Genomic DNA, 22,786 nt, shown 5'->3' on the forward strand with positions numbered 1-22,786 from the left:
GGGGAGAAGGATGTTTAAACGAGAGAAAAGTATAGAGATTCAGCAGCATCGGGGTGTACAATGTGCGCACGGGAAAGTTGCGGTTCAGGGGATTGGCATGAGTGTGTACAGCTTTTTTGTGGATGGGTTACTGATTGATACAGGCTCCTACTCACTGTCGCAGGAATTTCAATCCTTTTTTAACGATATACCGATAGCGCAATTGGCATTAACGCATTGTCATGAGGATCATGCAGGAAATGCAGCGTGGATTCAACGTCATAAGAATGTACCGATTTATATTCATCGTGATTCAGTCAATCTCTGTGCTGAAGATGGGGACTATCCACTTTATCGTCAGGCATTGTGGGGGGAACGACCAGCGTTTGTTGCCCAACCATTTGGTGATACATTACAAACGAATTCAGCCATATGGGATGTCATTGAAACACCTGGACATACTGCAGATCATCTTTCTTTTTATAATCGAGAAACAGGCGCTATGTTTACAGGAGATTTGTTTATCCAGCCAAAGACGAAGGTTGTGCTTGATGAAGAAAATATTGTCCATACCTTGGCGTCTTTGAGGAAAATAGTACACTATGATTTCGATGTCGTCTATTGCTGTCATGCAGGCTTTATAGAGGATGGTCGAACGAAAATACAAGAAAAAATTGCTTATTTGGAAGATATGGAGGGAAAAGTGAAGCAATTGTTTATGCAAGGTTATTCTGTTGAAGAAATCACCAAAACAATTTTTCCTCGTGATTATCCGATTACAAAAGTTTCAGGAGAACAATGGTCTTCCAAGCATATTATCACGGCTTTTATTAATCATTTTACCCAAGAGTCCTTTATATAAGGGCTCTTTTTTTGGTTTGTTAAGAGTTTCACAAATACTTTTATCTGCATAACAAAAAACTTTGTGAAAAAATGTGGATAAATTGTGACAAAGTCAGTCAGGACAATGGATGCGCTTACATAAGTTTGTGAAAAAATTCTCATTTACATAAGAAAAATACTATGTGAAAAGTTGAACAGGCAAAATGGCTCTATTTGTACATTTTACAATGTGTCAAGAATTGTATTAATTATCTCAAAATAATTGATTGTGAAATGTTTAATTTGACAGAAAAATGTATTGAAAGTCAATAAACATTGAATTTTTGAAGATAAAAATAAATTGACAGAAAATTCGTTGACTATATTTTCACAAAGTATTATGATTCTGAAATACAATAAAAAAAGGGAAAAGGATGGGATAGAATGGACGTAATGAAAAAGGCATTAGAAATGCATGCACACTATAGCGGAAAACTTGAGGTGAGCTCAAAGGTACCGGTACAAGATTCCTATGATCTTAGTTTGGCGTATTCACCGGGGGTAGCAGCGCCATGTGTGGAAATTGAGAAAAATCCTTCGCTTGTGTATGACTATACAATGAAGGGCAATATGGTAGCTGTTGTGTCGGATGGGACAGCGGTTTTAGGGCTAGGAGATATCGGACCGAAAGCGGCATTACCTGTAATGGAAGGGAAGGCGATTTTACTAAAGCGTTTTGCCAATGTTGATGCTTTTCCAATATGCTTAGATACGAAAAATACGGATGAAATCGTCAGCATTGTGAAGGCGCTTGCCCCGACATTTGGTGCGGTAAACTTAGAGGATATTTCAGCGCCAAGATGCTTTGAAATTGAAGATCGCCTACGTCAAGAATGTGATATTCCAGTTTTTCATGATGATCAACATGGAACAGCGATTGTTGTAGGCGCAGCGATGATTAATGCCAATCGTATTGTGCAAAAGGATGTAGCAACAATGAAGGTTGTGATTAACGGTGCTGGTGCTGCAGGTATTGCGATTTTACGCATTCTTGTGCAAATGGGCTATAAAAATATTTATATGTGCGATACAAAAGGTATCATTTATGAGGGACGTACAGAGGGGATGAATCCGATTAAAGAAGCGGTTGCTCATTTGACAAATCCAGAGAAGCTACATGGTACACTTGAGGATGCACTAACAGGTGCGGATGTCTTTATTGGTGTTTCTGTTGCCAATCTATTAACAGAGGCACATATTGCATCCATGAATGAAAATCCAGTTGTTTTTGCCTTAGCCAATCCAAATCCTGAAATTACGTATGAAAATGCCAAAGCATGGGGTGTACGTGTTATGGGAACGGGCCGTTCAGATTATCCAAATCAGATTAATAATGTTCTCGCATTCCCTGGTATTTTCCGTGGAGCGTTAGATGTGCGTGCTACGGATATCAATGAATCGATGAAGCTAGCCGCTGTTGAAGCGATTGCCTCTCTGGTGAGTGACAAGGAACTAAAGGAAGAATATATTGTGCCTAAATCTTTGGATGAGCGCGTTGTGGCAATCGTCTCACGCGCAGTAAGTGGGGCAGCTGTAGAATCTGGCGTATCCGAGCTATTCCAGCAAAGTACAGCACTATCTGTCTAAAAAATGATACCTCCTTGAAAGTAAAGCAGATCGAGAAAAGTTATAGGCTTTTCTCGATTTGTCTTTTTTTTATGGCGAATTTGTTCGAAAGTTGTTGTTGTTTGTATTTTTATGTAATAAGATTAATAGGAATTATGTAATGTTTGATATTTTAAATTTGTAATAATTAATCCTGATTTTTGTCTTTTTATTGCAAAGCTCAGGCCTAAAGTTTATATAAAAAGAGGTGTTGGGCACATGAAATCATTATTTCAATTTCGATCCATTAAGGCGAAACTGATTGCTTTCTCTTTGCTACTTTTGTTGATTCCCCTTATAATACTTGGGTTTTCAAGCTATCAACAAAGTAAAGCAAATTTAGAGACAGTAGGAAAAGAAAATTTACGAAACAGTGTTGAAATGACCATTGCCATGATTGAACAATTCAATCAACAGGTAGAGGCAGGTAATCTATCCTTAGAGGAAGCGCAAGAAAAAGTAAAGATTGCGATTTTAGGTGAGAAGGATAGCGAAGGGAAGCGACCAATTAATAAGGATATTAAGCTTGGTGATAATGGCTATATATTTGTCGTTGACCAAAAAGGAAACTCCATTGCACACCCTAACATCGAAGGCTCTAATGTCTGGGATGAACAAGATGACAGCGGGTTTAAGTATATGCAGGAAATCATTGCTGTTGGGAATGACGGCGGTGGTTTTGTAAGCTATAAATGGGCATTACCCAATTCAAACCAACTAGAAGAAAAGGGTGTGTATACCGAAACGGATCCTTATTGGGGTTGGGTCATTGGCGCAAGTACCTATTTAATTGATTTCAATAAACCAGCAGAAAGTATTTTAAAATTAACAATCCTTGTGATTGCTATTGCCGTTATTGTGGGGATATTTGTGATTTGGCAATATGCAAGTAGTATGGCGAAACCGATTAACCGTGTGGCTCATGCTATGGAGCTTTTTGCACAAGGATTTATCTCAAGAAAGCATATCCATCCGATCAAAGGATGAAATAGGCAAGTTAGCAACTGCAATGAATCAAATGCAATTGAAATTAAAGGATATGATTCATAATATTGCACAAGCTTCTGATCTGATTAATACTTCTAGTAAAGAACTGACACAATCTGCCAATGAAGTAAACAAGGGAGCGGAGCAAGTGGCGATTACGATGCATGAATTAGCATCAGGTGAAGAAGGACAAGCCCATCATTCGAATGAATTAACGTCTCTAATGGAACGCTTTACTGTTGATTTGCAAGAGACGAATCAACATGGTGCGCATATTCATCAATCTTCTTTGGAAGTATTAACGTTAACAAAAGAAGGCGATCAATTAATGACATCCTCCAATTCTCAAATGGTGAAGATTGATAGCATGGTGCAAAATGCAGTACAGAAAGTGAAAAATTTAGACGCCCAAGCACAGGAAATTTCAAAATTGGTTGTTGTCATTAAAGATATAGCAGATCAAACTAACCTGCTAGCTTTGAATGCTGCAATTGAAGCGGCTAGAGCTGGTGAGCAGGGTAAAGGATTTGCAGTGGTAGCAGATGAAGTACGCAAGCTGGCAGAACAAGTGGCATTTTCAGTTAACGACATTACATCGATTGTGACGAACATTCAGCAAGATTTTGCTGTCGTAACAACTTCTTTAGAGGATGGTTATCAAGAGGTCAAAGAAGGAACAAATCAAATAAAAGCTACTAGCGAAACGTTTAATACGATTAGTCATTCCGTCAATGATGTAGTGGAAAGTGTTAAATTAATTTCAATAAATTTATCAAAGGTAACAGAGGATGGCAATAAAATGAACAATTCTATTCAAGAAATTGCTGCTGTAGCGGAGGAATCTGCTGCTGGTGTCGAGCAGACAACGGCTACTACGGAAGAGACAAGTAGCTCTATGGAGGATATGGCAGGACAATCTGCGCAATTATCCGAATTAGCTTTACAATTGAAAGGGTTAATAGCCCAATTTAAACTGTAGAAAAAATCTCCCGCTCTTTGATATACTACACCCTCAATGATCAGATAGATAATTGAGGGTGTAGTTCATTTCAGAGGGAAGATTTTTTAGACCATGCCAACGCCAATAATACCGATGAGTATGACAAAGAAAAGAACAAATAAGACGATGAATATAATAATGGCTGGAATAAAGATGGTGAAGAAAGCCATCCAGTTCGAAATCTGGTGTGCTTCAGCAACTACACCAACGGAAATAACAAAAGACCAGATTGTAATAACGATGTTAACTAAAATAGTTAGCCAAAAAATCCACGGCAACGTACCCATGAAATTCGGATCCAATAATGAATCTGGTGCAGTCATTAACCAAATAATATAAAGAGGAACCAGTACAATATATGGAACGGCTGTTAAGGTTAATCCTTTAAATAAGTCCGAGTATGTTCCAGTACCTTTAAATAATTTCCCGAATAGCCATGAGATGAGTGCAGAAATAGCTGTTCCAATCATACCCGCGATAGGAGCAAAAACGACACATAATAAGACTAAAAGCCATGGAGAAAAATCAGGAAATAATTCCGAATCAATTAACCCAGACATAAGGGAGCCAATATAACCAATAGACAAAACCAAAATAGCAAAGCCAATAGATTTTTCATCAATCATATAACGAGTCGTTTGCTTTGGATGCAGCCAAACCGATAAAAATGGATTTAGTTTTGACCTCTCTTCTTTCGATGTCTCATTCAAGTTTTCCATCAAACTACCTCCAAAATAATAGAATAATTGCTTGTTACATATAGTTAATATACGAGTGAAGGAAGGAAAAGTTTCGTGGAAAATAAAAATAAGCTTGCACATAAAAAAAGAGTCGTACTTGTCGACTCTTTTTAAGCATAATTCTATTATTCAGCTAACATAATTTTTTCAAGTTCTAACGGTTCGATATATTGCTCACCTTTGTAAGCACGCATATTACCGCCTGAAATTTCATCGATTAATAAAATTTCATTCGTTTTCGCATCACGGCCAAATTCTAATTTAATGTCATAAAGCGTTAAGCCCTTTTTAGCCAGCTCTGCCCCTACGAATTTGGAAATTTCGATTGTACGTTGTTTTAAAATGGCATATTCTTCATGAGTTAACAGGTTTAACATCGCTAAAGCATCTTCAGAAATTGGAGGATCTAAACGATCATCATCTTTAATTGTTACTTCTACAAAGGAGTCTAAGTCTTGTCCTTCCTTTACATAGGCACCATAGCGGCGTAGGAATGAACCAACTGCCTTGAAGCGGCAAATAACCTCTAAACCTTTCCCGAAAACTGTTGCCGGTTTTACTGTCATCGTTGCATCTTCAAAGTTAGCATCTACAAAGTGTGTAGGAACACCTTGTTCGTTTAATTTTGCGTAAAAATAAGAAGTTAAGCGTAAACCAGCTAAGCCAGCACCATCGATCGTTAAACCAACAGTATTTGCACCTGGGTCAAACACGCCGTTTTCTCCCGTAACATCGTCTTTAAATTTTAATAAATAATGGCCGTCTTCTAATTTGAACACATTTTTTGTTTTACCTGTATACAATAATTCCACAAAAAAACCTCCAATATTTCATAGTACTCTAAAATTATAACACGAATGTTTTAAATATTTAATAATAAAAATGTTCGTTTTAAGCGTTTATTTATATGTTTTATAACGAAATTGCAAATAAAAATCAAGGTGATAACGAATGTTCGTTACCACCTTGATTGAAATTAAGAATATTCCGAATTCAAATCCTAGGAAACAATGAAAATAGAATGTTATTAATAGACACCTTCAGTAAGCATTCCATCTGCCACTTTGATAAAGCCAGCGATGTTTGCACCAACTACTAGGTTTCCTGGGAAGCCATATTTTTCTGCTGCTGCTTTGCTGTCTGTATAAATATTTTTCATAATTTGATGAAGTTTCGCATCTACTTCTTCAAATGACCAAAATACGCGGCTAGAATCTTGTGCCATTTCAAGAGCAGATACCGCAACTCCACCAGCATTCGCGGCTTTCGCTGGACCAAATAATACGCCTGCATCTAGGAATTCATTAATCGCTTCAAGGTCTGATGGCATATTTGCACCTTCACCAATTGCTTTCACACCATTCGAAATTAATGTACGAGCTGACTCACCGTTAATTTCATTTTGCGTAGCACATGGTAGGGCAATGTCACAAGGAATTGTCCAAATACCTGTACAACCTTCTGTAAAAGTAGCATTTGGTCGGTAATTAACGTAAGTTGAGATACGGTCACCTTTTACTTCTTTAATTTCTTTGATGGCATCTAAATCTAAGCCCTCTGGGTCATAGATATAGCCTGAAGAGTCTGAGCAAGCAACCACTTTTGCACCATACTGTTGCGCTTTTTCAATGGCATACGTCGATACATTCCCAGAACCAGAAACGACCACTGTTTTTCCTTCGAATGAATCGTTTACGTCCTTTAGCATTTCATTAACAAAGTAAACAGTACCGTAACCAGTTGCTTCCTTACGTGCTAAAGAGCCGCCATAGCCAGGAGTCTTACCAGTTAATACGCCTGATTCATTTGCTTTTGTTAAACGTTTATATTGACCCCATAAATAACCCACTTCACGAGCACCTACACCAATATCACCAGCAGGAACATCGACATTAGGACCAATATGACGGTATAATTCAGTCATGAATGCTTGGCAGAAACGCATAATTTCTGAGTCTGATTTACCTTTCGGATCGAAGTTTGAACCACCTTTACCACCACCGATTGGTTGCCCTGTTAAAGCATTTTTAAAGATTTGCTCAAAGCCTAGGAACTTAATGATGGATTCGTTTACGGAAGGATGGAAGCGAAGACCGCCTTTGTAAGGGCCCATGACATTGCTGTATTGCACACGATAGCCACGATTCACTTGCACTTGATTGTTATCATCTTGCCAAGCTACACGGAAAGAAATAATGCGATCTGGCTCTACAATACGAGATAAAATATTGGCCTTAATATATTCAGGATGCTGAGCGAATACAGGTACTAATGAGATAAAAATTTCTTCAGCTGCTTGTAAAAATTCCGCTTGATGACTGTTCTGTTGTTTAAGTTGCTCAAATACGCCATCTACGTATTCTTTTGCTAATTGTTCATTGCTAACAGTTGTGATTGTCATAAATAAAACCCCCATTTAGTTGATAGGTGTATCGTATATCTATTTTTCAAACTATTCAATAAAATACTTTAAGAGTTTGTGAAAAATTGAGCAAGAGAGGTTGTATAAATGTTATATTGAAATAATTTAAGGTTGAGTTATTCATCTAATTACGAGAAAGGAATGATGCCTTATTGTGAAGGTTCTAATAGACGCTGATGCCTGTCCAGTCGTGGATTTAGCGCTATCTATATCATCTGAGTTTGAGATAGAAACTATCTTGTTTTGCGATACATCCCACCGTGTTGAACGTGATAATGTAATAACAATTATTGTACCCAAAGGTCCAGATTCGGTTGATTTTACGCTAGTGAACGCGCTTTCAAAACACGATATTGTCATTACACAGGATTACGGATTAGCTGCCATGGTTTTAGCACGAGGGGGGTATCCGATTGATCAAAATGGACGAGAAATGTCTGATGAAAATATCGAACGTTTGCTCGATATGCGTCATGTTGGTCAAAAAATTAGGCGGGCAGGAGGACGAACAAAGGGACCTAAAAAAAGAACACAAGAAAACAATATTTCGTTTGAAATGAAATTTCGACAAATTTGTGAACGAGCAATTTTAGCCCATAAAATGGAGGAATCTACAGGTGAAAAATGAACAGAAACACGAACTATTTGAACAATATCCGCAGTTGAAAGATCTAGCAAATAAGGATACTGTATTGTGGGAGAATACGAATTGGGTAAAAAATCCAGAAATAACACTCTTTACTATGCCCGAAGTGGAGGATGCAGAAGCAACATTGCAACGTTTTTCTTCTTATTTAAAAGTAGCATTTCCTGAGCTTTTAGAAAGTGATGGTTTGATTGAGTCCACCATCAAGGAGATTCCTACAATGAAAGGTGCTATTGAACAAGCATATGGTGTGGCGATACCTGGCCAACTGTTTTTAAAATGCGATCATGCTCTACCCATCTCTGGTTCCATCAAGGCACGTGGAGGGATTTACGAGGTATTAAAGCACGCAGAAAGGCTAGCACTGGCAAGTGGAAGGTTCAAAGAAGAGGATGATTATGCGCTTTTAGCAACAGAGGAGTGGCAGCTGTTTTTCCAGCAATATACGATTGCTGTAGGCTCTACAGGAAATCTAGGTTTAAGTATCGGCATTATGGGCAAGAAGCTCGGCTTTAATGTCGTCGTACATATGTCGAGTGATGCCAAGGAGTGGAAAAAAGCCTTATTGCGAGAAAAAGGAGCCACAGTGATTGAATACGAAGCCGATTACAGTGTAGCCGTTGAACAGGGGCGACAAGAAGCTGAGCAAGATTCAAAATGTCATTTTATTGATGATGAAAATTCAAAGGACTTATTTGCTGGCTATGCTGTAGCCGCAAAGCGCTTAAAAGGACAGCTAGAAAGGACGAATATTAAAGTGGATAAAGCACATCCATTGTTCGTGTATTTACCATGTGGTGTAGGTGGCGGACCAGGTGGTGTTGCCTATGGATTAAAAGAAATTTACGGTGAACATGTGCATATTTTCTTTGCAGAACCTGTCGCCTCCCCTTGTATGACCATTGGGCTGATGACAGGCTTACATGATGCAATCAGTGTAGAGGATATTGGCCTTGATAATAAAACAGAAGCGGATGGGCTAGCGGTCGGTCGCGCCTCCAAATTTGTAGGAAAAGTGATGGAGACGTATATAAGTGGTTGCTATACGGTGACAGATGAAGAATTATTTACATCCCTAGGGTTAGCCATGGAAAGTGAAGAATTATTTTTAGAACCATCTGCTCACGCAGGAATGTTTGGAGCCATGCGCTTACTGCAACAAGGTCAATCCTATCTAGAAAAACACGCATTAGTAAACTATCTAACACAAGCCACACATCTTGTATGGGCAACCGGCGGCAGTATGGTCCCTCCAACAATGCGAGCTGCTTATTTAGCGAAGGCCAAGGAATTTAATTAAAGACGGTAGGATGCTTTGTTTGGATGGCGGCGTGACCAGAGTTATTTTTATTCTGCTCTAGCAGGGGTGGAAAGTGCTCAACAAGTAGGTTGACCTGCTCAAGTAGGAGTCAAAAGCGCTCACAAAAGTGGTGTGACCCGCTCAAATAGGTGACAGAAGCGCTCAAAAAGTGGTGTGACCCGCTCAAGTAGGTGACAGAAGCGCTCAAAAAGTGGTGTGACCCGCTCAAGTAGGGGACAGAAGCGCTCAAAAAGTGGTGTGACCCGCTCAAATAGGTGACAAAAGTGCTCAAAAAGTGTAACGACCTGCTCAAGTAGGTGACAGAAGCGCTCAAAAAGTGAGTCAGCCCGCTCAAGTAGGTGACAAAAGTGCTCAAAAAGTGGTGTGACCCGCTCAAATAGGTGACAGAAGCGCTCAAAAAGTGGTGTGACCCGCTCAAGTAGGTGACAAAAGTGCTCGAAAAGTGGGTCAGCCCGCTCAAGCAGGGGGACAAAAGCGCTCGCGAAGTGAGTCAACTCGCTCAAGCAGGAATCCAAAACGTTCGCGAAGTGTGTAGACCCACTCAAGAAGGGTGCCAAGTGTTAGTCAAGAGTGAGAATTCACTTAAGTAGAATGTCGAAGCGCTCGTAAATTATGTAAACCCGCTCAGACAGGATATAAAAGCGCTCAAAAAGTGAGCCACTCCGCTCAAGTAGGTGTCCAAAGCGCTCAAAAAGTGGGTCAGCCCGCTCAAGTAGGAGACAAAAGCGCTCAAAAAGTGTAACGACCCGCTCAAGCAGGAAACAAAAGCGCTCAAAAAGTGGGTCAGCCCGCTCAGACAGGAGACAAAAGCGCTCAAAAAGTGAGCCACTCCGCTCAAGTAGGAGTCCAAAGCGCTCAAAAAGTGAGATGCCCCGCTCAGACAGGAGACAAAAGCGCTCAAAAAGTGAGACGCCCCGCTCAGACAGGAGACAAAAGCGCTCAAAAAGTGAGCCACTCCGCTCAAGTAGGAGTCCAAAGCGCTCAAAAAGTGAGTCACTCCGCTCAGACAGGTGTCAAAAGCGCTCAAAAAATGAGCCACCCCGCTCAGATAGCGTCTACAAACGCTCACCGCAACTTCAAGATAGCTAAAATACATTTTAAAAACAGGCGGAGAATTTTCTCCGCCTGTTTTTGGTGTTTTAACGTTGTAGTGCTTTGCGGTGTGCTGCTAAGTATACTTCTTGTGCGGCAAGGACGCCTGCTCCTGGCTCGAAATCATAGGAGAAGTCTTGTAGGGCAGCCTCCAGTAGGGAAACGGCTTGTAAAATGTCACTTGGGAAGCAATAGCCCATATGGCCGAATCGGAAAATTTTACCCTGTAGATGACCAAGTCCGCCTGCAAAATCTAAATGATAGTGTTGCTTGAGGTGTGTCAAAAATTCACCAAGATCTATTCCCTGAGGTGTTTTAATTGCTGTAATAGTTGGAGAAGCGTATTGATCCTCAGTTAATAGCTCAATGCGTAATGCTTTCATTGCATTGCGCACCATGTTTTTCATGAGTTCATGGCGGGCAACTGTCTGAGTAAAGCCACCTTCTTGTTCAATAAGCTTGCATACTTCGTGCAATCCATAAATCAGTGTGATTGCTGGGGTATTAGGCGTCATGCCCTTTTCCGCCCAGCTACGATAGCTTTGTAGATTTAAATAATAAGCAGGTGTTTGATTTTCTTCAATAACTTTCCAAGCTCTTTCGCTAACGCTAACGAGGGAGAGTCCAGGTGGAAGCATCATCGCTTTTTGAGAGCCTGTCACGAGAATATCAATGCCCCAAGCATCCATTTCAGCAGGAGCGCCACCAATACAGCTTACGCCATCTACGATAACGAGGGCATCTGTTTCCTCTTGGATGACCTGTGCTAGTTCAGCGACTGGGTTTAAAATGCCTGTAGATGTTTCATTGTACGTAACAAAAACGGCTTTAATATTTTGTAATGGCTGTAAAAAAGCTCGTAGTTCTTCGGCTGTGCAAGCTTGTCCCCATTCCTTTTCCAGCTTATGTACATGGAAGCCATATTGCTCACAGATGGAGACGAAATAGTCACCAAAGGCTCCAACCGTGATGACGACAACCTCTTCACCAGCGGAAACGGTATTAACTGCCGCAGCCTCAAGTGCAGCTGTCCCACCAGATGGTAAAAGTAAGATATCCTGTGTGGTACCAAAAACAGGCTTTACTAATTCAATGGTTTCTCGGTATAATTCTACAAATTCCTGACTACGATGACTAAAAATATCCCGATTCATCGCAAGCTGAACCTTTTTTGGAATCGGCGTTGGCCCTGGATGTCTTAAAATATTTTCATACATATTCATCAATCCCCTTTGTTAGAAATTCAAAATTTTCTAACTATAATAATAGCATATTTATTGTGCTAGCTAACTACTTTTTTGAAAAATGATGGAAGAGATTGTCATTGTGGTACAATTTTCAAAAAGGAGGCTGTGCGAATGGAAACATCCATGCATTATCCATTTATCTATTTCTTATACGACACAAACCAAGTGCTGGTATATAAAATTCAAGCGCTAGAGTATATCACAATCACAGATGTGATGAGGAAGGGGGAATGGCAGGGGTTTGAGCTTCAGCCATCTGAATCATTTACGGCGTTTCATCATGAGCAAAGTACGCCTCAGCAGGGATGGTCTTTTTTTGTGGCGCAGGAACAGCTCCATTATTTTGTAGAGATTATTAATGATTATATACAACAGGTCATGACCACGACTTCAGCACAAATGGTACATATCGTTTGCTCGGAATCTGCAGCAGGCTCTTTACGAGTGGCACTTGCTCCACCGAAATATGTTATCGGGTTTCCTGAGGATTTGTCGATCGGGCCATTATGGAAATTAGATGAAAAAAGGGGACAGGCATTCCGTGATGAGTGGCTAAGGGAAAATATTAATGATGGAATGGACGATTTTGTAAATCTAAACAAATTGATGAACACAATCAGAGAGATACAGGATATTCCAAGCAACCTGCCGATTTACATTTGGTATGGGCATAATGCAGAAGAGCAGTGTGGACTACGATTTCTCCTCTATCTATTACGTGATAAAACAAATGAAGTTGTTCTGATTGATACGGGCGAACAAGATGCTATAAATCGTCATTGGAATATAGAACTGTATGCAAAAAAGAAGCTGTCTGCGAAAGAGCGTCTGATTTTTCAACAGCAGTGGGAAAGTTTAGCACAGACAAAGGATGTTTGCCGTCTATGGCTACATCAGCAAATTCAAGCAGTGCCAGAGCATGATTATGATAAATTGATTGTGTCAACGCTCAGACAACTTCATGAGGAGCAAGGGGATACCGACTTTATTCACACTGGAACATTCATTTCAGCGCTATTAACAAGAATGGATGCTCCTCCAAATATCTTCTTTTTAGAATATAGAATTCGCTATTTAGTATATAGCGGGGTCTTTGGGTTAAAAGGGATTCCTAAATCAATGCACCATTACTCTGTGAGAATACGTCAAAAAACCTCTTTAGCCTGAGGGCGTAAAGAGGTTTTAAAATAGGGAATTAAGCTACGAAAGGTCTGTTCATACGCATTAAGCCGTAGATAGCAAAGAACAATCCACCTGTTATAACCATTAAGATTGTGTATAGTACAGCCTTACCTGTTTCGCCACACCAGCGGTAGAATAGGCGATACGTGAAATAGAGTGTAAAGCCTGCTGCTCCTAAAGAAGCGAGAATACCGATAAATGGGATAAACGAAACGATGATCAAGCCCGCATAAATAAGCGTATTTTTTAGAGCTGTTGCACGTACTGTTTCTCGAGTATCCCCACCAGCTGTCAGCAGGAAGAGACTGTATACATTAATAATGGGAATCCAAGCGATATAAGCTACATCTCCAAAACCATTTGTTTTAGATGTCATAAAATAAATAAGTGCACTAATAATGTAGGCAATTAAACCAATAGCAAGAGCGGCTAGTATAAAGATAAAAAATAAACCACCCATGGCTGCATCTAAATCTGAGTAATAATAAGAATCATTATAGTCATAATTCATCAGAAAAACCTCCCTTCATATGAAAATACCTCCTAATCATACCAATCCTCAAGTGTTTAAGCTACAACGATTTATATGTAATATTTAGTAGAAATCACACAAATGTACTAGAATAAAGTCGGTTGTGTAAGTCTTTAATGATGATTTTTTGCGTAGCTTATGATAAAAATGCAAAAAATATCCTTGGGACCATTATTATGCTAGTTTTCGAGAATCATTTTGCGTTTTATTCATTTCGATAGTTGCTACTTGCAAACCATTACTATCCTATGATGATAGATGCGCAAGACATGCCACAAAAAATAAAAATAGCCATCTTAACTACTTCGTAAGATGACTATTTTCACGTGTATTAAATGAATTTGGCAATATGCGCTAGTTCAATACGGGAAGAATTGTAAGCAGGTGCTGCAGCTTTACCAATCGCAATTAAAATAACTGGGACGATATGATCAGCTAATTCAAAGCGTTGAGCGAAAGCTTCTTTATTAAATCCACCCATTGGTACTGTATCGTAGCCCATGTCTTTTGCTAGCAGCATGATTTGCATGGAAATTAGCCCAGCGTCAAATGTAACGATATTTTTTAATACTTCTTGTGGAAGTTGAGAATATAGATTGACCGAGTTGTTAATCATTAAATCTTTTGTTGCCTCATTGATATAGCCCAGATCGAAGTTCTTTGTAAAGACAGCTTCCGCATTTTCGTACATTTTTGTATCACCTAGAACAGCAATAATCGCTGAGGAAGTTTCTACTTGTTCTTGGTTATTGGCAATAGCACGTAGCTCTTTTTTGACCGCCTCATCTTGAATCACTAAAAAGCGCCAAGGCTGTAGGTTACTAGATGATGGAGCAGATGTTGCTTCTACAAGTAATTCTTCTAATTGTTGTTGCGGAATTTTATAGTTTTCATCGTATTTACGAACGGATTTACGCTCATGCATAATTTTATTTAAAGAACTTTTTGTCACTGTCATTATTTTGTCTCCTTCATGGTATGATGCGATTTTTACTATACGATAAATGAATTCATTTTCCAAGTAAATTGCTCGAATTAAAGAGTCTTGAATATAGGATTTAAAAGTTACAAAAAAACATATTTTTGTAGGTGTAATCCATTTATACTAGAGAATAAATAGAGCAATAATAATAGATATGGAGTGAAGGTGAATGAAAAAGCTATTAGGAAATTTAAATATTATGGCAAAAATCGGAATGCTTATTCCTGTCATCACTGTTTTTTTAGGTGGTATGTCCTTCCTTAACTATTTGAACGTATCCAATGAACTTGAAAGCTCTATTGAAAATGAAATGTCTATACTAGCGGATGACGTTGCAGGCTCCGTTGAGAGTAAACTGCATGCGCACATTCAGCTTATAAATAGTGCAAAGACAACAATAGAATCGGCTGACAGTATGATGACCAGAGAACAATTTATTCGCTACGTACAACAGCTATTGCCGTTCAATAAGGAAACGTATGGTATGGGATTATGGCTAGAGGAAGATGCGGCAAAGGGTGAAATTTTTGGACCGTATGCCTATAAGGAAGAAGAAAAAATTGTCTCTACGGATGCTTATGAAGATCCTGCCTATCATTTTCATGAGCAAGATTGGTATCGTAACAGTATCCAATCTAATAAGGTAGTTCATACAGCACCTTATTTTGATGAAGCTTTAGGAGAAATGTTTATTTCATTTGGTACACAAATTGTGAAGGATTCTACTCCCATTGGCGTCATTACAGGAGACTATGTATTAGATTCAATTCAAACCATCGTTTCTGATGTGAAAATTCGAGAGAGCGGTTATGCATTTTTAATTGATGAAAATGGAAAAATTTTAACGCATCCTGATGTCAAAAAAGTAAATAATGAAACGATTCAGCAGTATTTGAACATACCTGTTGAACAGTTATCTGAGCAACAAAAGCTGATACATACAGGGATTGAAGGTAAAGATTTTACCTTGCAATTTAAGCAACTACAGGATATGCCATGGAAGTTGATATTACTTGTTCCAACCAATGAGCTTTACGGCGAAATAGAGGCCATGCTCCAGCAGCAAATCGTGATCAGTGTCGTTCTGATTGTACTTATCGCGATTAGTATTTATTTCCTTGCTCGTTATATCCGTGGAGAAGTGAAAACGATGAATACGCATTTAGGCTATCTTGCTACAGGTGATTTAACGCAACAAATGGCCGTTCATACAAAGGATGAATTTGGTGAAATGGCGCAGTATTATAATGACTCTGTGGAAGCATTAGGTTCGATGATGCAGCGCATTGTCGCTGAAACGGAGACAGTTGCTTCTACTGCGGAGGAATTAACAGCAAGTGTGCAAGAGGTCAATAAAACTGTCACAGAAGTAGCTATTTCTATGCAAGAGGTGGCAGAAAATACGAGTTCACAACAACAGGTGAGTGGGGAGTTAGAAGGTGTAACAACACAATTAGGTGGGGATATGAAGACCGCCATGGCCGATTTACATGAAGCGGTCCAACAATCGCAAACAACTTCTGAACTGGCTACAGGAGGCTCACAAAAAATACAAGCTTTCGTGGATGATATTGTCCATCTTCATGCACAGGTAGACAGCAGTGCCAATCTAGTGAATGGCTTGAAGGAGCATTCGACTCAAATAGAGCAAATGAGTCAGCTCATTTCGGCTATTACCGACCAAACCAATTTACTATCACTTAATGCTGCCATTGAGGCGGCACGAGCAGGCGAAGCAGGGAAAGGCTTTGCTGTTGTAGCAGGCGAGGTCAAAGCACTTGCTGAACAAACTAGCCGTGCCTCGTTAGATATTGCAAAGGTCGTGCAGACGATTCAGGAACAAATGAATGAAGCGGTAGTGATGATGGAGCAAAGTCGAAAAATTGCCCATCAAGGTATTGGTTCTGTCCAGCAAGCAGGCATGACCTTCGATACGATTGCCAGCGCAATTGAAGGACTCCAAAACACGATGCAAAAGACAAGTAAAACGACATCGAATGCCTTTGAAAATCTGCATGAAGTGACCGTAAAAGTGCAAGCAATTAGCAAACAGGCACTTGCAACGAATGATCATACATTAAATGTATCGGCCATCACGGAGGAGCAGGCATCTACCATGAATGAAATGTCCGTAGCCTCTGAGCAGTTAGCACAACTTGCTCAAAATCTGCAAGAAGAAGCAACTAAATTCACTATTTAATGCTAAGGTGTACATCTATATGGAGGTGTACACCTTTTTAGGATTTAAAAGAAAAGGCTTCCCACTGTACATTTTTCTTAGGTGCAGCCGATTTGAAATGCTTGATCATTTTTTTGGGTCCACAAATAAAAATACTTGTTTGTGCAGGGATGGATAACGCATCAACAGAGAGCCTGTCCTGCTGCGTTGTATCGATCAACGTGACTGTAAAATGGTCGTTTGCTTGCGCATAATCCTGTAAAAAATCTTTGTAGATGGCATTGTCTTGCCCGTGAAAGGAATAATATAAGTCAATTTTCTTATTAGGCTTCGTGTGTAAATAGGCAAGAAATGGTGTGATGCCCATACCACCAGCAATCCATAGCTGCTGCTCATGCCCTTTGTCGAAATCAAAATGACCATATGGACCATCTACAGCCACCTCTGTGTGGATTTGAATAAGGTTGTAGACCTGTTTGGTATAATCTCCAACAGCTTTCATCGTAATATTGATTTGTTGCCCATGACCCCCAGAAATAGAGAAGGGATGCGGTGCTTTTTCGATGCCTTCTTGAAAGATTTTCAGAAAGAGAAATTGTCCTGGCCGATAATCAAGCCTTTTCGCCAGCGTCAGCTCAACTTCCATTACATTGGGTTTCAGCTTTTGAATGGATGAAATATGACCTTTATAGGGAAAGAACATATCCTGATACATTGTCAGCATATAAAGGGCAGACATACATCCAATTGTAGTTGTGAGTGCTGTAAAAATACCTAAAGCTGAGGGCTGTAATAAATCATAGTGGCTAGAAAAATAAGCATGATAAATACCGAATGCATAGGGCACAAGTAATAAGCGATGGAGCCAACGCCAATGCTCATACTTCAGGAATTTTGCAATAAAGGCAAGAACAATTAGGATGATAAAGCCGTATTGGGCAAGCTCGCCAAGTTCTTTAGCGAATTCATTGAGTGACGTTCGATGTGTTAGCTCCTCATCAGGAACCATTTTTTGTAATTGCCCGTGGATAAGAATCAATCCAAGTGAAAGGATAGCTAGTAATTTATGATAAAAATAGATTCGCTCAAGACCATAGAACCAACGCTCCAAAATTTTACTTCTTGTAGCTAATAAGAATACAAGGAATAAACTAGTCGTGGCTAAGCCTCCAATGACATGACTTAGTGTGTTCAACGGATGGATGGGTGCCATAGGTTTGGCAAAATACCAAAGTAAAGCACTACCGCACATAATGAATAAAATAAAAAGTATTCCTTTATAAGCTCTCATATCTAACCTCCACCTCTATGTTTATCCATATTTTCTCTAGCTATACAAATATAGAATAAAAAGTTTCGAGCGTACGTTCGGAATGTATGTTCCCTTCCGTGTCGAATTATGTTACATTAAGAAAGAAAATATAAGAGAGAGAAGGAGTGGAAGTAATTTATGCAAGGGAATACCCATATCGTTGGGGGCATTACAGCAAGTCTTGCCTTTGCACAGTTTTCAAATGATAACCCACTGGTCTTAGTAGGTGCAGGGGTTATCGGTGCATTACTTCCAGATATTTGTCATAGAGGCAGTAAAATAGGTCGTACATTTCCCCTCATCGCAAAGCTAGTGAATACGATATTTGGACATCGTTCCTTTACACATAGTTTGTTGTTTTTAATAAGCATGATGGTGTTATTACATATGTTGATTCCTTATCGAGCGATATCTATTGGAATTATTATCGGAATGGCTAGCCATATCGTACTTGATATGTGTACAAAAAAAGGGGTCAAATTGTTTTTCCCCGCATCTGTCTCTATTCGTTTTCCGCTTACAACGAAAACAGGTAGCAAGGTGGAAGGGGTTGTACTGATGTTGTTATCAATGCTATCCATCTATTTGAGCTATGAATTGATTGTAAGATTTATTGAGGCAATATAAATAAGACAAGCCCCAGTATGCGTTTACTGGGGCTTTTGATGTCAGTCGGCCTGTACCTCTTCAACAGTCTGCTCAACCTCGGCACGAGACATTTTTTCTCGTCCTTCCTGCATTGCCTTTAGTGTTTTGTGGGCTAAGGCAAGTGGTAGGCGGCAGAACAGCAGAATAGTACGTTTATTGATATCCTTCATATACAGATCTGCTTTAGCTAAATTTTCTTCTGCATAAGCAAATAAATCCTCGCGTGTCCACCCGTCAGGTACGAAACTTACACCACGTTCATCTAAATCCTCATGCTGATTTCGTAAGATGTTGACAGCCTGTAATCCGCGACCGTAGCCAATTGCTAGCTCGCGATCGGTTTGAACGCCTGCACCCCATGCCCAAAGCTCAGACAGCATCGTTCCAACAAGCCCAGCCACGTAGTATGTATAATCATCTAAATCCTCACGTGTGTGGACCTGCCAATTGGCCTTTGCCCATTTTGCCATACCAAAAGCCATTTCACTTGTGGAAGCCTGCACAATTTTTCTGGATTCCTCAGGGCAAAATGTCAGCCAATCTGCTAAACGAAGAGATACTTCAGGTAATTGGTCTGCATAAGGTGCGAGTAATGCTTGATAGGCTTCTTCATTAAAAGTGTCCTTTAATAATTCGCTCGTTGCTGACAGCAAATCAAATTTCACATCATTAGAAAGCTCTTCATGGTCTTCAATTTCATCAATGGCACGCATAGCTAAATACGCAGCAGCCACCGACACCTTTAAATCATTTTTTAAAAAAGTAATCGGTATATAAAACGTGCGGCTTGTATCTTTCAAAACCTGCATCGCTTCTTTGTAAAGTCTTTTTTGCTCGTTCACTTGTATTCCTCCGTTCAAATGGTTCCACATCTATAGTATATCGTATCGTAAAAATAGGGAAAGATAAAACAGATTGTTCATATTTAGAGAGATATTCTTTGAAAACGTTTCCTGAGAATGATATAGTTTAATTGTAAACTATTTAAACCTATACTTTTATTGTGGACGAAAGTATAGGTTAAACCACATTTCAGAAGAGAGGAAGTTTAGAAAATGGGACGTTTAGATAATAAAATTGCGATGATTACTGGTGGCGCATCTGGTATGGGTGCAGCAATGGCGAAATTGTTTGCGCAAGAGGGTGCTACGGTAATTGCGGCTGATATTAATGAAGAGAACCTAGCAAAAATCTCAGAGCTAGACAATGTAGAGGGCATGAAATTAGATGTTTCCTCTGACGAAAACTGGGCAGAAGTGACGAAAGCCATTGTCGAGAAATATGGTCGCATTGATATTTTAATTAACAATGCTGGTATTTCATCCGAAAAAGGACCAGATCAAATTACACAAGCGGACTGGTCAATCATGCATAATATCAATGCTTTTGGTCCATTCCTAGGCATTAAACATGCGTCTAACTATATGAAAGAAGCTGGGAAAGGCTCTATTGTTAATACATCCTCTTACACAGCGATTATTGGCGCAGGCTTTAATGCCTATACAGCCTCTAAAGGGTCTTTACGTGCGATTGCTCGTGCAGCGGCATCAGAGCTTGGTGCTTTCAATGTTCGTGTTAATACAGTATTCCCTGGTGTCATTGAAACACCCATGACAGCTAAATTATCAGAAGCAAAAGAAGCAATGGATATGTTAGTAAGAGCAACACCAATGGGTCGCCTTGGCCAACCAGAGGAAGTAGCAAATGCTATTTTATTTTTAGCATCAGATGAAGCTTCTTATATTACAGGTGCTGAGCTTGTCATTGACGGTGGCTATTCAGCACGCTAATTAATCGCTATAGGAAAGTGAAAATGCCTGTTCAAGCAGTGCATTTTCACTTTTTTTGTTTTTTTAGTAAAATGATGATAAAGCTTTCGAAATGCATTAAAATTCAGCTATCGATTAGAAAAAATTTGATATTTTTCGTGATTTTTTCATGAAAGTTTACGAAGTTATTGCACAATCATTTCAACAGCGTTAAAGTTTAGAAAGGGCGAAAATGTCATTACACAATTTGGGGGATTGTACTGAGCGTTTAGCTTTTGTACGAACAAATTAATTGGTCAGGATTTTGGCACACAAAACTCCTTGCAAAATCCTTAGTACCAAAGAGGGCATGTACTTTATTAGTTGCCTTAATCATCGCGTAAACTGCAATCATTGTATGAGGAAGTTACGTAATAAAAACAAAGGAGAATTGTATGCCAAAGGCTATAGGTATTGATGCAGGCGGCACATTGACAAAGGTTGCTTATTTAGATCAACACAATGAGCTTATTTTAACAACCTTTCCGTCTAATGATTTGCAATCTGTAAAAAAATGGATTATTGATCATCCAGATATTGAGGATATTGGTGTTACGGGGGGACGTACAGAGCAATTACTTGATGTCATTAAAACAATGAAATCGATTCATTATATAGTGGAATTTGAAGCAACATTAAAGGGTGTCCGATTTTTATTAAATAAAGAGGGCTACTTTTTTGAGCGTAGTATGATCACCAATATTGGGACAGGCACTTCCATTCATTATATGGAGGGCAATACCCATATTCGCGTTGGCGGAACAGGCGTTGGTGGTGGGACATTAATTGGATTGTCAGCGCTTACAACAGGCATTACCGATTACAATGAGCTACGAGAAATGGCTGACAATGGCCATCGTGAGAGTATTGATTTATTGGTTAAGGACATTTATCAGGGCATGGATACACCGATTGATGGTCATTTAACTGCGAGTAATTTTGGGAAAGTAGGCATTACAAAGTCCATCAAACATCCGGCCGAGGATATTATTGCGACGGTTCAGGGACTAGTAGGCGAAGTCATCACAACACTTAGCATTCAATATGCGGAAGAAAAAAAGGCTCAGCATATTGTCTATATTGGATCAACTCTCAGCAATAATGCTCATCTTGCCCGTGTAATTGCAAATTATACACGCACGAAGAAGCATACACCTGTCTTTATAAACGATCATGGCTTTTCAGGCGCTGTCGGAGCATTGCTCAACATTACAGAATATACAATTGTCTAGAGACAGATAAGAATGAACATGACTAATGCAGATTAGTCATGTTCATTTTTTTTACAAATAGCGAAGAAAATTACCTACATAGTAACGCCTCTATTTGAACAAATTATGTGCAGGAGGTGAAGTTACGTGGGCAAACGTAATAATCGGAACAACAGTAAAACCATGAATATGCGAACACATAATCCTTTTGGTACTTACAAAAGCAAAGATCTTGATCGAAGTAATAGCAATAATAACAACCCGAATGACAACTTGAACGAAGAGTTCGCAGCAGAATTTGATGCGAAAGCTAAAAATAAAAATAATAAAACAAATCATGATAAAAACCAGCAATCTAATAAAACGAAATAGTGGAGGTACAAATCATGGCGAAAAAGAGGAAAACAAGCTTTAAAAAGAAAAAGAAGGAAGATACACATAAAAAGAATGATCGTGAGGAGTACTCAGCAGAGTTTAACCAAGTCATTCATAATAATCCTCAACAGCCAAAGCAATAAAGACAAGCTGCTCCAAAACTTTTTGGAGCTCTTATTTTTTACCGTATGTGCTTCTTTATACAGTCAAAAAGGGAGTGATTCAAGTGGGAAAATTTTATTTACTTGGACTTCTTTTTGTTTGTCTTGCTGTGTTTATACAAACACCAATGGTCGCAAATGCACAACAAGAAACACCTGCTTATGCAAAATGGGGACAGATGGCTATCAAAGAGGTAAAGGCAAAATATCCTACTGCGAAGATTGTGGATTATTTGCATGAAGGCAAGGAAGTACATGGAACATCAACTATTGAGAAGTTTAAGCTTTGGCTTAAGCAGCCTGATAAGGAATTTGGTGTTTATGTCAGAATCAGCTATCAAACCACAACACAAGAAGTAGAGAAAATTGAATTTCAAGAAAGTACTTCATAAAACAAGGATGCCTACAATAGGGCATCCTTGTCATGTTGCTGAAAAAAGAGGATGTCAACGGCAGAAATAGCAACTTGGCAAGG

Annotated in this window: 22 protein-coding genes; 14 read left to right on the top strand and 8 right to left on the bottom strand. The window is 39.3% G+C overall.

Features of this window, described 5'->3' with window-relative positions:
* Window positions 1-10 precede the first annotated feature (10 nt).
* From ACEVFT_RS03765 to ACEVFT_RS03780, 4 genes are all read left to right on the top strand, one after another.
* Window positions 11-841: an MBL fold metallo-hydrolase gene (locus tag ACEVFT_RS03765; protein ID WP_393948182.1), complete on the top strand. Its 831-nt coding sequence runs from the start codon at window positions 11-13 to the stop codon at window positions 839-841.
* A 404-nt stretch (window positions 842-1,245) separates the two neighbouring features.
* Window positions 1,246-2,448 carry an NAD(P)-dependent malic enzyme gene (locus ACEVFT_RS03770; protein WP_205442551.1) on the top strand — a complete coding sequence of 401 codons (1,203 nt, stop codon included), beginning with the start codon at window positions 1,246-1,248 and terminating at the stop codon, window positions 2,446-2,448.
* A 237-nt stretch (window positions 2,449-2,685) separates the two neighbouring features.
* Window positions 2,686-3,453 carry a cache domain-containing protein gene (locus tag ACEVFT_RS03775; RefSeq protein ID WP_393948183.1) on the top strand — a complete coding sequence of 256 codons (768 nt, stop codon included), beginning with the start codon at window positions 2,686-2,688 and terminating at the stop codon, window positions 3,451-3,453.
* The gene (locus ACEVFT_RS03780) at window positions 3,350-4,432 is read left to right on the top strand and encodes a methyl-accepting chemotaxis protein (RefSeq protein WP_393948185.1); all 1,083 of its coding nucleotides are present in this window, start codon (window positions 3,350-3,352) and stop codon (window positions 4,430-4,432) included. The genes ACEVFT_RS03775 and ACEVFT_RS03780 overlap by 104 nt, the downstream gene beginning before the upstream one ends.
* 86 nt (window positions 4,433-4,518) lie before the next feature.
* On the opposite strand, the gene ACEVFT_RS03785 is transcribed toward ACEVFT_RS03780, so the two are convergent.
* From ACEVFT_RS03785 to gdhA, 3 genes are all read right to left on the bottom strand, one after another.
* A complete protein-coding gene (locus ACEVFT_RS03785; RefSeq protein WP_205442553.1) occupies window positions 4,519-5,172 on the bottom strand; it encodes a Yip1 family protein in 654 nt (217 codons plus the stop codon).
* 146 nt (window positions 5,173-5,318) lie between these two features.
* The gene (locus ACEVFT_RS03790) at window positions 5,319-6,005 is read right to left on the bottom strand and encodes a phosphoribosylaminoimidazolesuccinocarboxamide synthase (protein WP_342443139.1); all 687 of its coding nucleotides are present in this window, start codon (window positions 6,003-6,005) and stop codon (window positions 5,319-5,321) included.
* A gap of 215 nt (window positions 6,006-6,220) precedes the next feature.
* Window positions 6,221-7,594: an NADP-specific glutamate dehydrogenase gene (gene gdhA / locus ACEVFT_RS03795; RefSeq protein ID WP_393948186.1), complete on the bottom strand. Its 1,374-nt coding sequence runs from the start codon at window positions 7,592-7,594 to the stop codon at window positions 6,221-6,223.
* 175 nt (window positions 7,595-7,769) lie between these two features.
* Between gdhA and ACEVFT_RS03800 the strand changes: the two genes are divergently transcribed.
* Both ACEVFT_RS03800 and ACEVFT_RS03805 read left to right on the top strand, forming a co-directional pair.
* Window positions 7,770-8,243: a YaiI/YqxD family protein gene (locus tag ACEVFT_RS03800; RefSeq protein ID WP_089935008.1), complete on the top strand. Its 474-nt coding sequence runs from the start codon at window positions 7,770-7,772 to the stop codon at window positions 8,241-8,243.
* Window positions 8,233-9,561, top strand: a complete 1,329-nt coding sequence (locus tag ACEVFT_RS03805) for a D-serine ammonia-lyase (RefSeq protein WP_393948187.1) — start codon at window positions 8,233-8,235, stop codon at window positions 9,559-9,561. Before ACEVFT_RS03800 ends, ACEVFT_RS03805 begins: the two co-directional genes overlap by 11 nt.
* Window positions 9,562-10,721: 1,160 nt before the next feature.
* Here ACEVFT_RS03805 and ACEVFT_RS03810 read toward each other — a convergent pair.
* Window positions 10,722-11,891: a pyridoxal-phosphate-dependent aminotransferase family protein gene (locus tag ACEVFT_RS03810; protein WP_393948189.1), complete on the bottom strand. Its 1,170-nt coding sequence runs from the start codon at window positions 11,889-11,891 to the stop codon at window positions 10,722-10,724.
* 141 nt (window positions 11,892-12,032) lie between these two features.
* Here ACEVFT_RS03810 and ACEVFT_RS03815 point away from each other — a divergent pair, with 141 nt between their 5' ends.
* On the top strand, window positions 12,033-13,088 hold the full coding sequence (locus ACEVFT_RS03815) for a DUF1835 domain-containing protein (protein ID WP_393948190.1): 1,056 nt from the start codon (window positions 12,033-12,035) through the stop codon (window positions 13,086-13,088).
* 28 nt (window positions 13,089-13,116) lie between these two features.
* Here the strand turns inward: ACEVFT_RS03815 and ACEVFT_RS03820 are convergent, their stop codons facing one another.
* Complete coding sequence (locus tag ACEVFT_RS03820; RefSeq protein ID WP_205442560.1) at window positions 13,117-13,614, bottom strand: hypothetical protein; 498 nt, start codon at window positions 13,612-13,614, stop codon at window positions 13,117-13,119.
* Window positions 13,615-13,966: 352 nt separating this feature from the next.
* Window positions 13,967-14,593 carry a nitroreductase family protein gene (locus tag ACEVFT_RS03825; RefSeq protein ID WP_393948192.1) on the bottom strand — a complete coding sequence of 209 codons (627 nt, stop codon included), beginning with the start codon at window positions 14,591-14,593 and terminating at the stop codon, window positions 13,967-13,969.
* 193 nt (window positions 14,594-14,786) lie between these two features.
* Between ACEVFT_RS03825 and ACEVFT_RS03830 the strand changes: the two genes are divergently transcribed.
* Entirely contained in the window at window positions 14,787-16,817 is a 2,031-nt protein-coding gene (locus ACEVFT_RS03830; RefSeq protein WP_393948194.1) for a methyl-accepting chemotaxis protein, read from the top strand.
* Between the two features lie 37 nt (window positions 16,818-16,854).
* Here the strand turns inward: ACEVFT_RS03830 and ACEVFT_RS03835 are convergent, their stop codons facing one another.
* Window positions 16,855-18,087: a ferredoxin reductase family protein gene (locus ACEVFT_RS03835; protein WP_393948196.1), complete on the bottom strand. Its 1,233-nt coding sequence runs from the start codon at window positions 18,085-18,087 to the stop codon at window positions 16,855-16,857.
* 159 nt (window positions 18,088-18,246) lie between these two features.
* Here ACEVFT_RS03835 and ACEVFT_RS03840 point away from each other — a divergent pair, with 159 nt between their 5' ends.
* On the top strand, window positions 18,247-18,735 hold the full coding sequence (locus tag ACEVFT_RS03840) for a metal-dependent hydrolase (protein WP_205442566.1): 489 nt from the start codon (window positions 18,247-18,249) through the stop codon (window positions 18,733-18,735).
* Between the two features lie 41 nt (window positions 18,736-18,776).
* Here the strand turns inward: ACEVFT_RS03840 and ACEVFT_RS03845 are convergent, their stop codons facing one another.
* Complete coding sequence (locus tag ACEVFT_RS03845; protein ID WP_393948198.1) at window positions 18,777-19,598, bottom strand: squalene/phytoene synthase family protein; 822 nt, start codon at window positions 19,596-19,598, stop codon at window positions 18,777-18,779.
* A 213-nt stretch (window positions 19,599-19,811) separates the two neighbouring features.
* On the opposite strand from ACEVFT_RS03845, the gene ACEVFT_RS03850 reads away from it, so the two are divergent.
* The 5 genes from ACEVFT_RS03850 to ACEVFT_RS03870 all read left to right on the top strand — a co-directional run bounded on the left by ACEVFT_RS03850 (window position 19,812) and on the right by ACEVFT_RS03870 (window position 22,703).
* On the top strand, window positions 19,812-20,546 hold the full coding sequence (locus ACEVFT_RS03850; protein WP_205442568.1) for an SDR family NAD(P)-dependent oxidoreductase: 735 nt from the start codon (window positions 19,812-19,814) through the stop codon (window positions 20,544-20,546).
* A gap of 413 nt (window positions 20,547-20,959) precedes the next feature.
* Window positions 20,960-21,796, top strand: coding sequence for a type II pantothenate kinase (gene coaW, locus ACEVFT_RS03855; protein WP_393948200.1), 837 nt, complete (start codon window positions 20,960-20,962; stop codon window positions 21,794-21,796).
* Between the two features lie 126 nt (window positions 21,797-21,922).
* Complete coding sequence (locus ACEVFT_RS03860; RefSeq protein ID WP_004269369.1) at window positions 21,923-22,147, top strand: hypothetical protein; 225 nt, start codon at window positions 21,923-21,925, stop codon at window positions 22,145-22,147.
* A 14-nt stretch (window positions 22,148-22,161) separates the two neighbouring features.
* Entirely contained in the window at window positions 22,162-22,293 is a 132-nt protein-coding gene (locus ACEVFT_RS03865; RefSeq protein WP_004269370.1) for a hypothetical protein, read from the top strand.
* Between the two features lie 83 nt (window positions 22,294-22,376).
* Window positions 22,377-22,703 carry a DUF3889 domain-containing protein gene (locus ACEVFT_RS03870; RefSeq protein WP_393948202.1) on the top strand — a complete coding sequence of 109 codons (327 nt, stop codon included), beginning with the start codon at window positions 22,377-22,379 and terminating at the stop codon, window positions 22,701-22,703.
* Window positions 22,704-22,786: the final 83 nt, after the last annotated feature.

Source organism: Lysinibacillus sp. PWR01, from assembly GCF_043359455.1.
GTDB classification, from domain to species: domain Bacteria; phylum Bacillota; class Bacilli; order Bacillales_A; family Planococcaceae; genus Lysinibacillus; species Lysinibacillus fusiformis_F.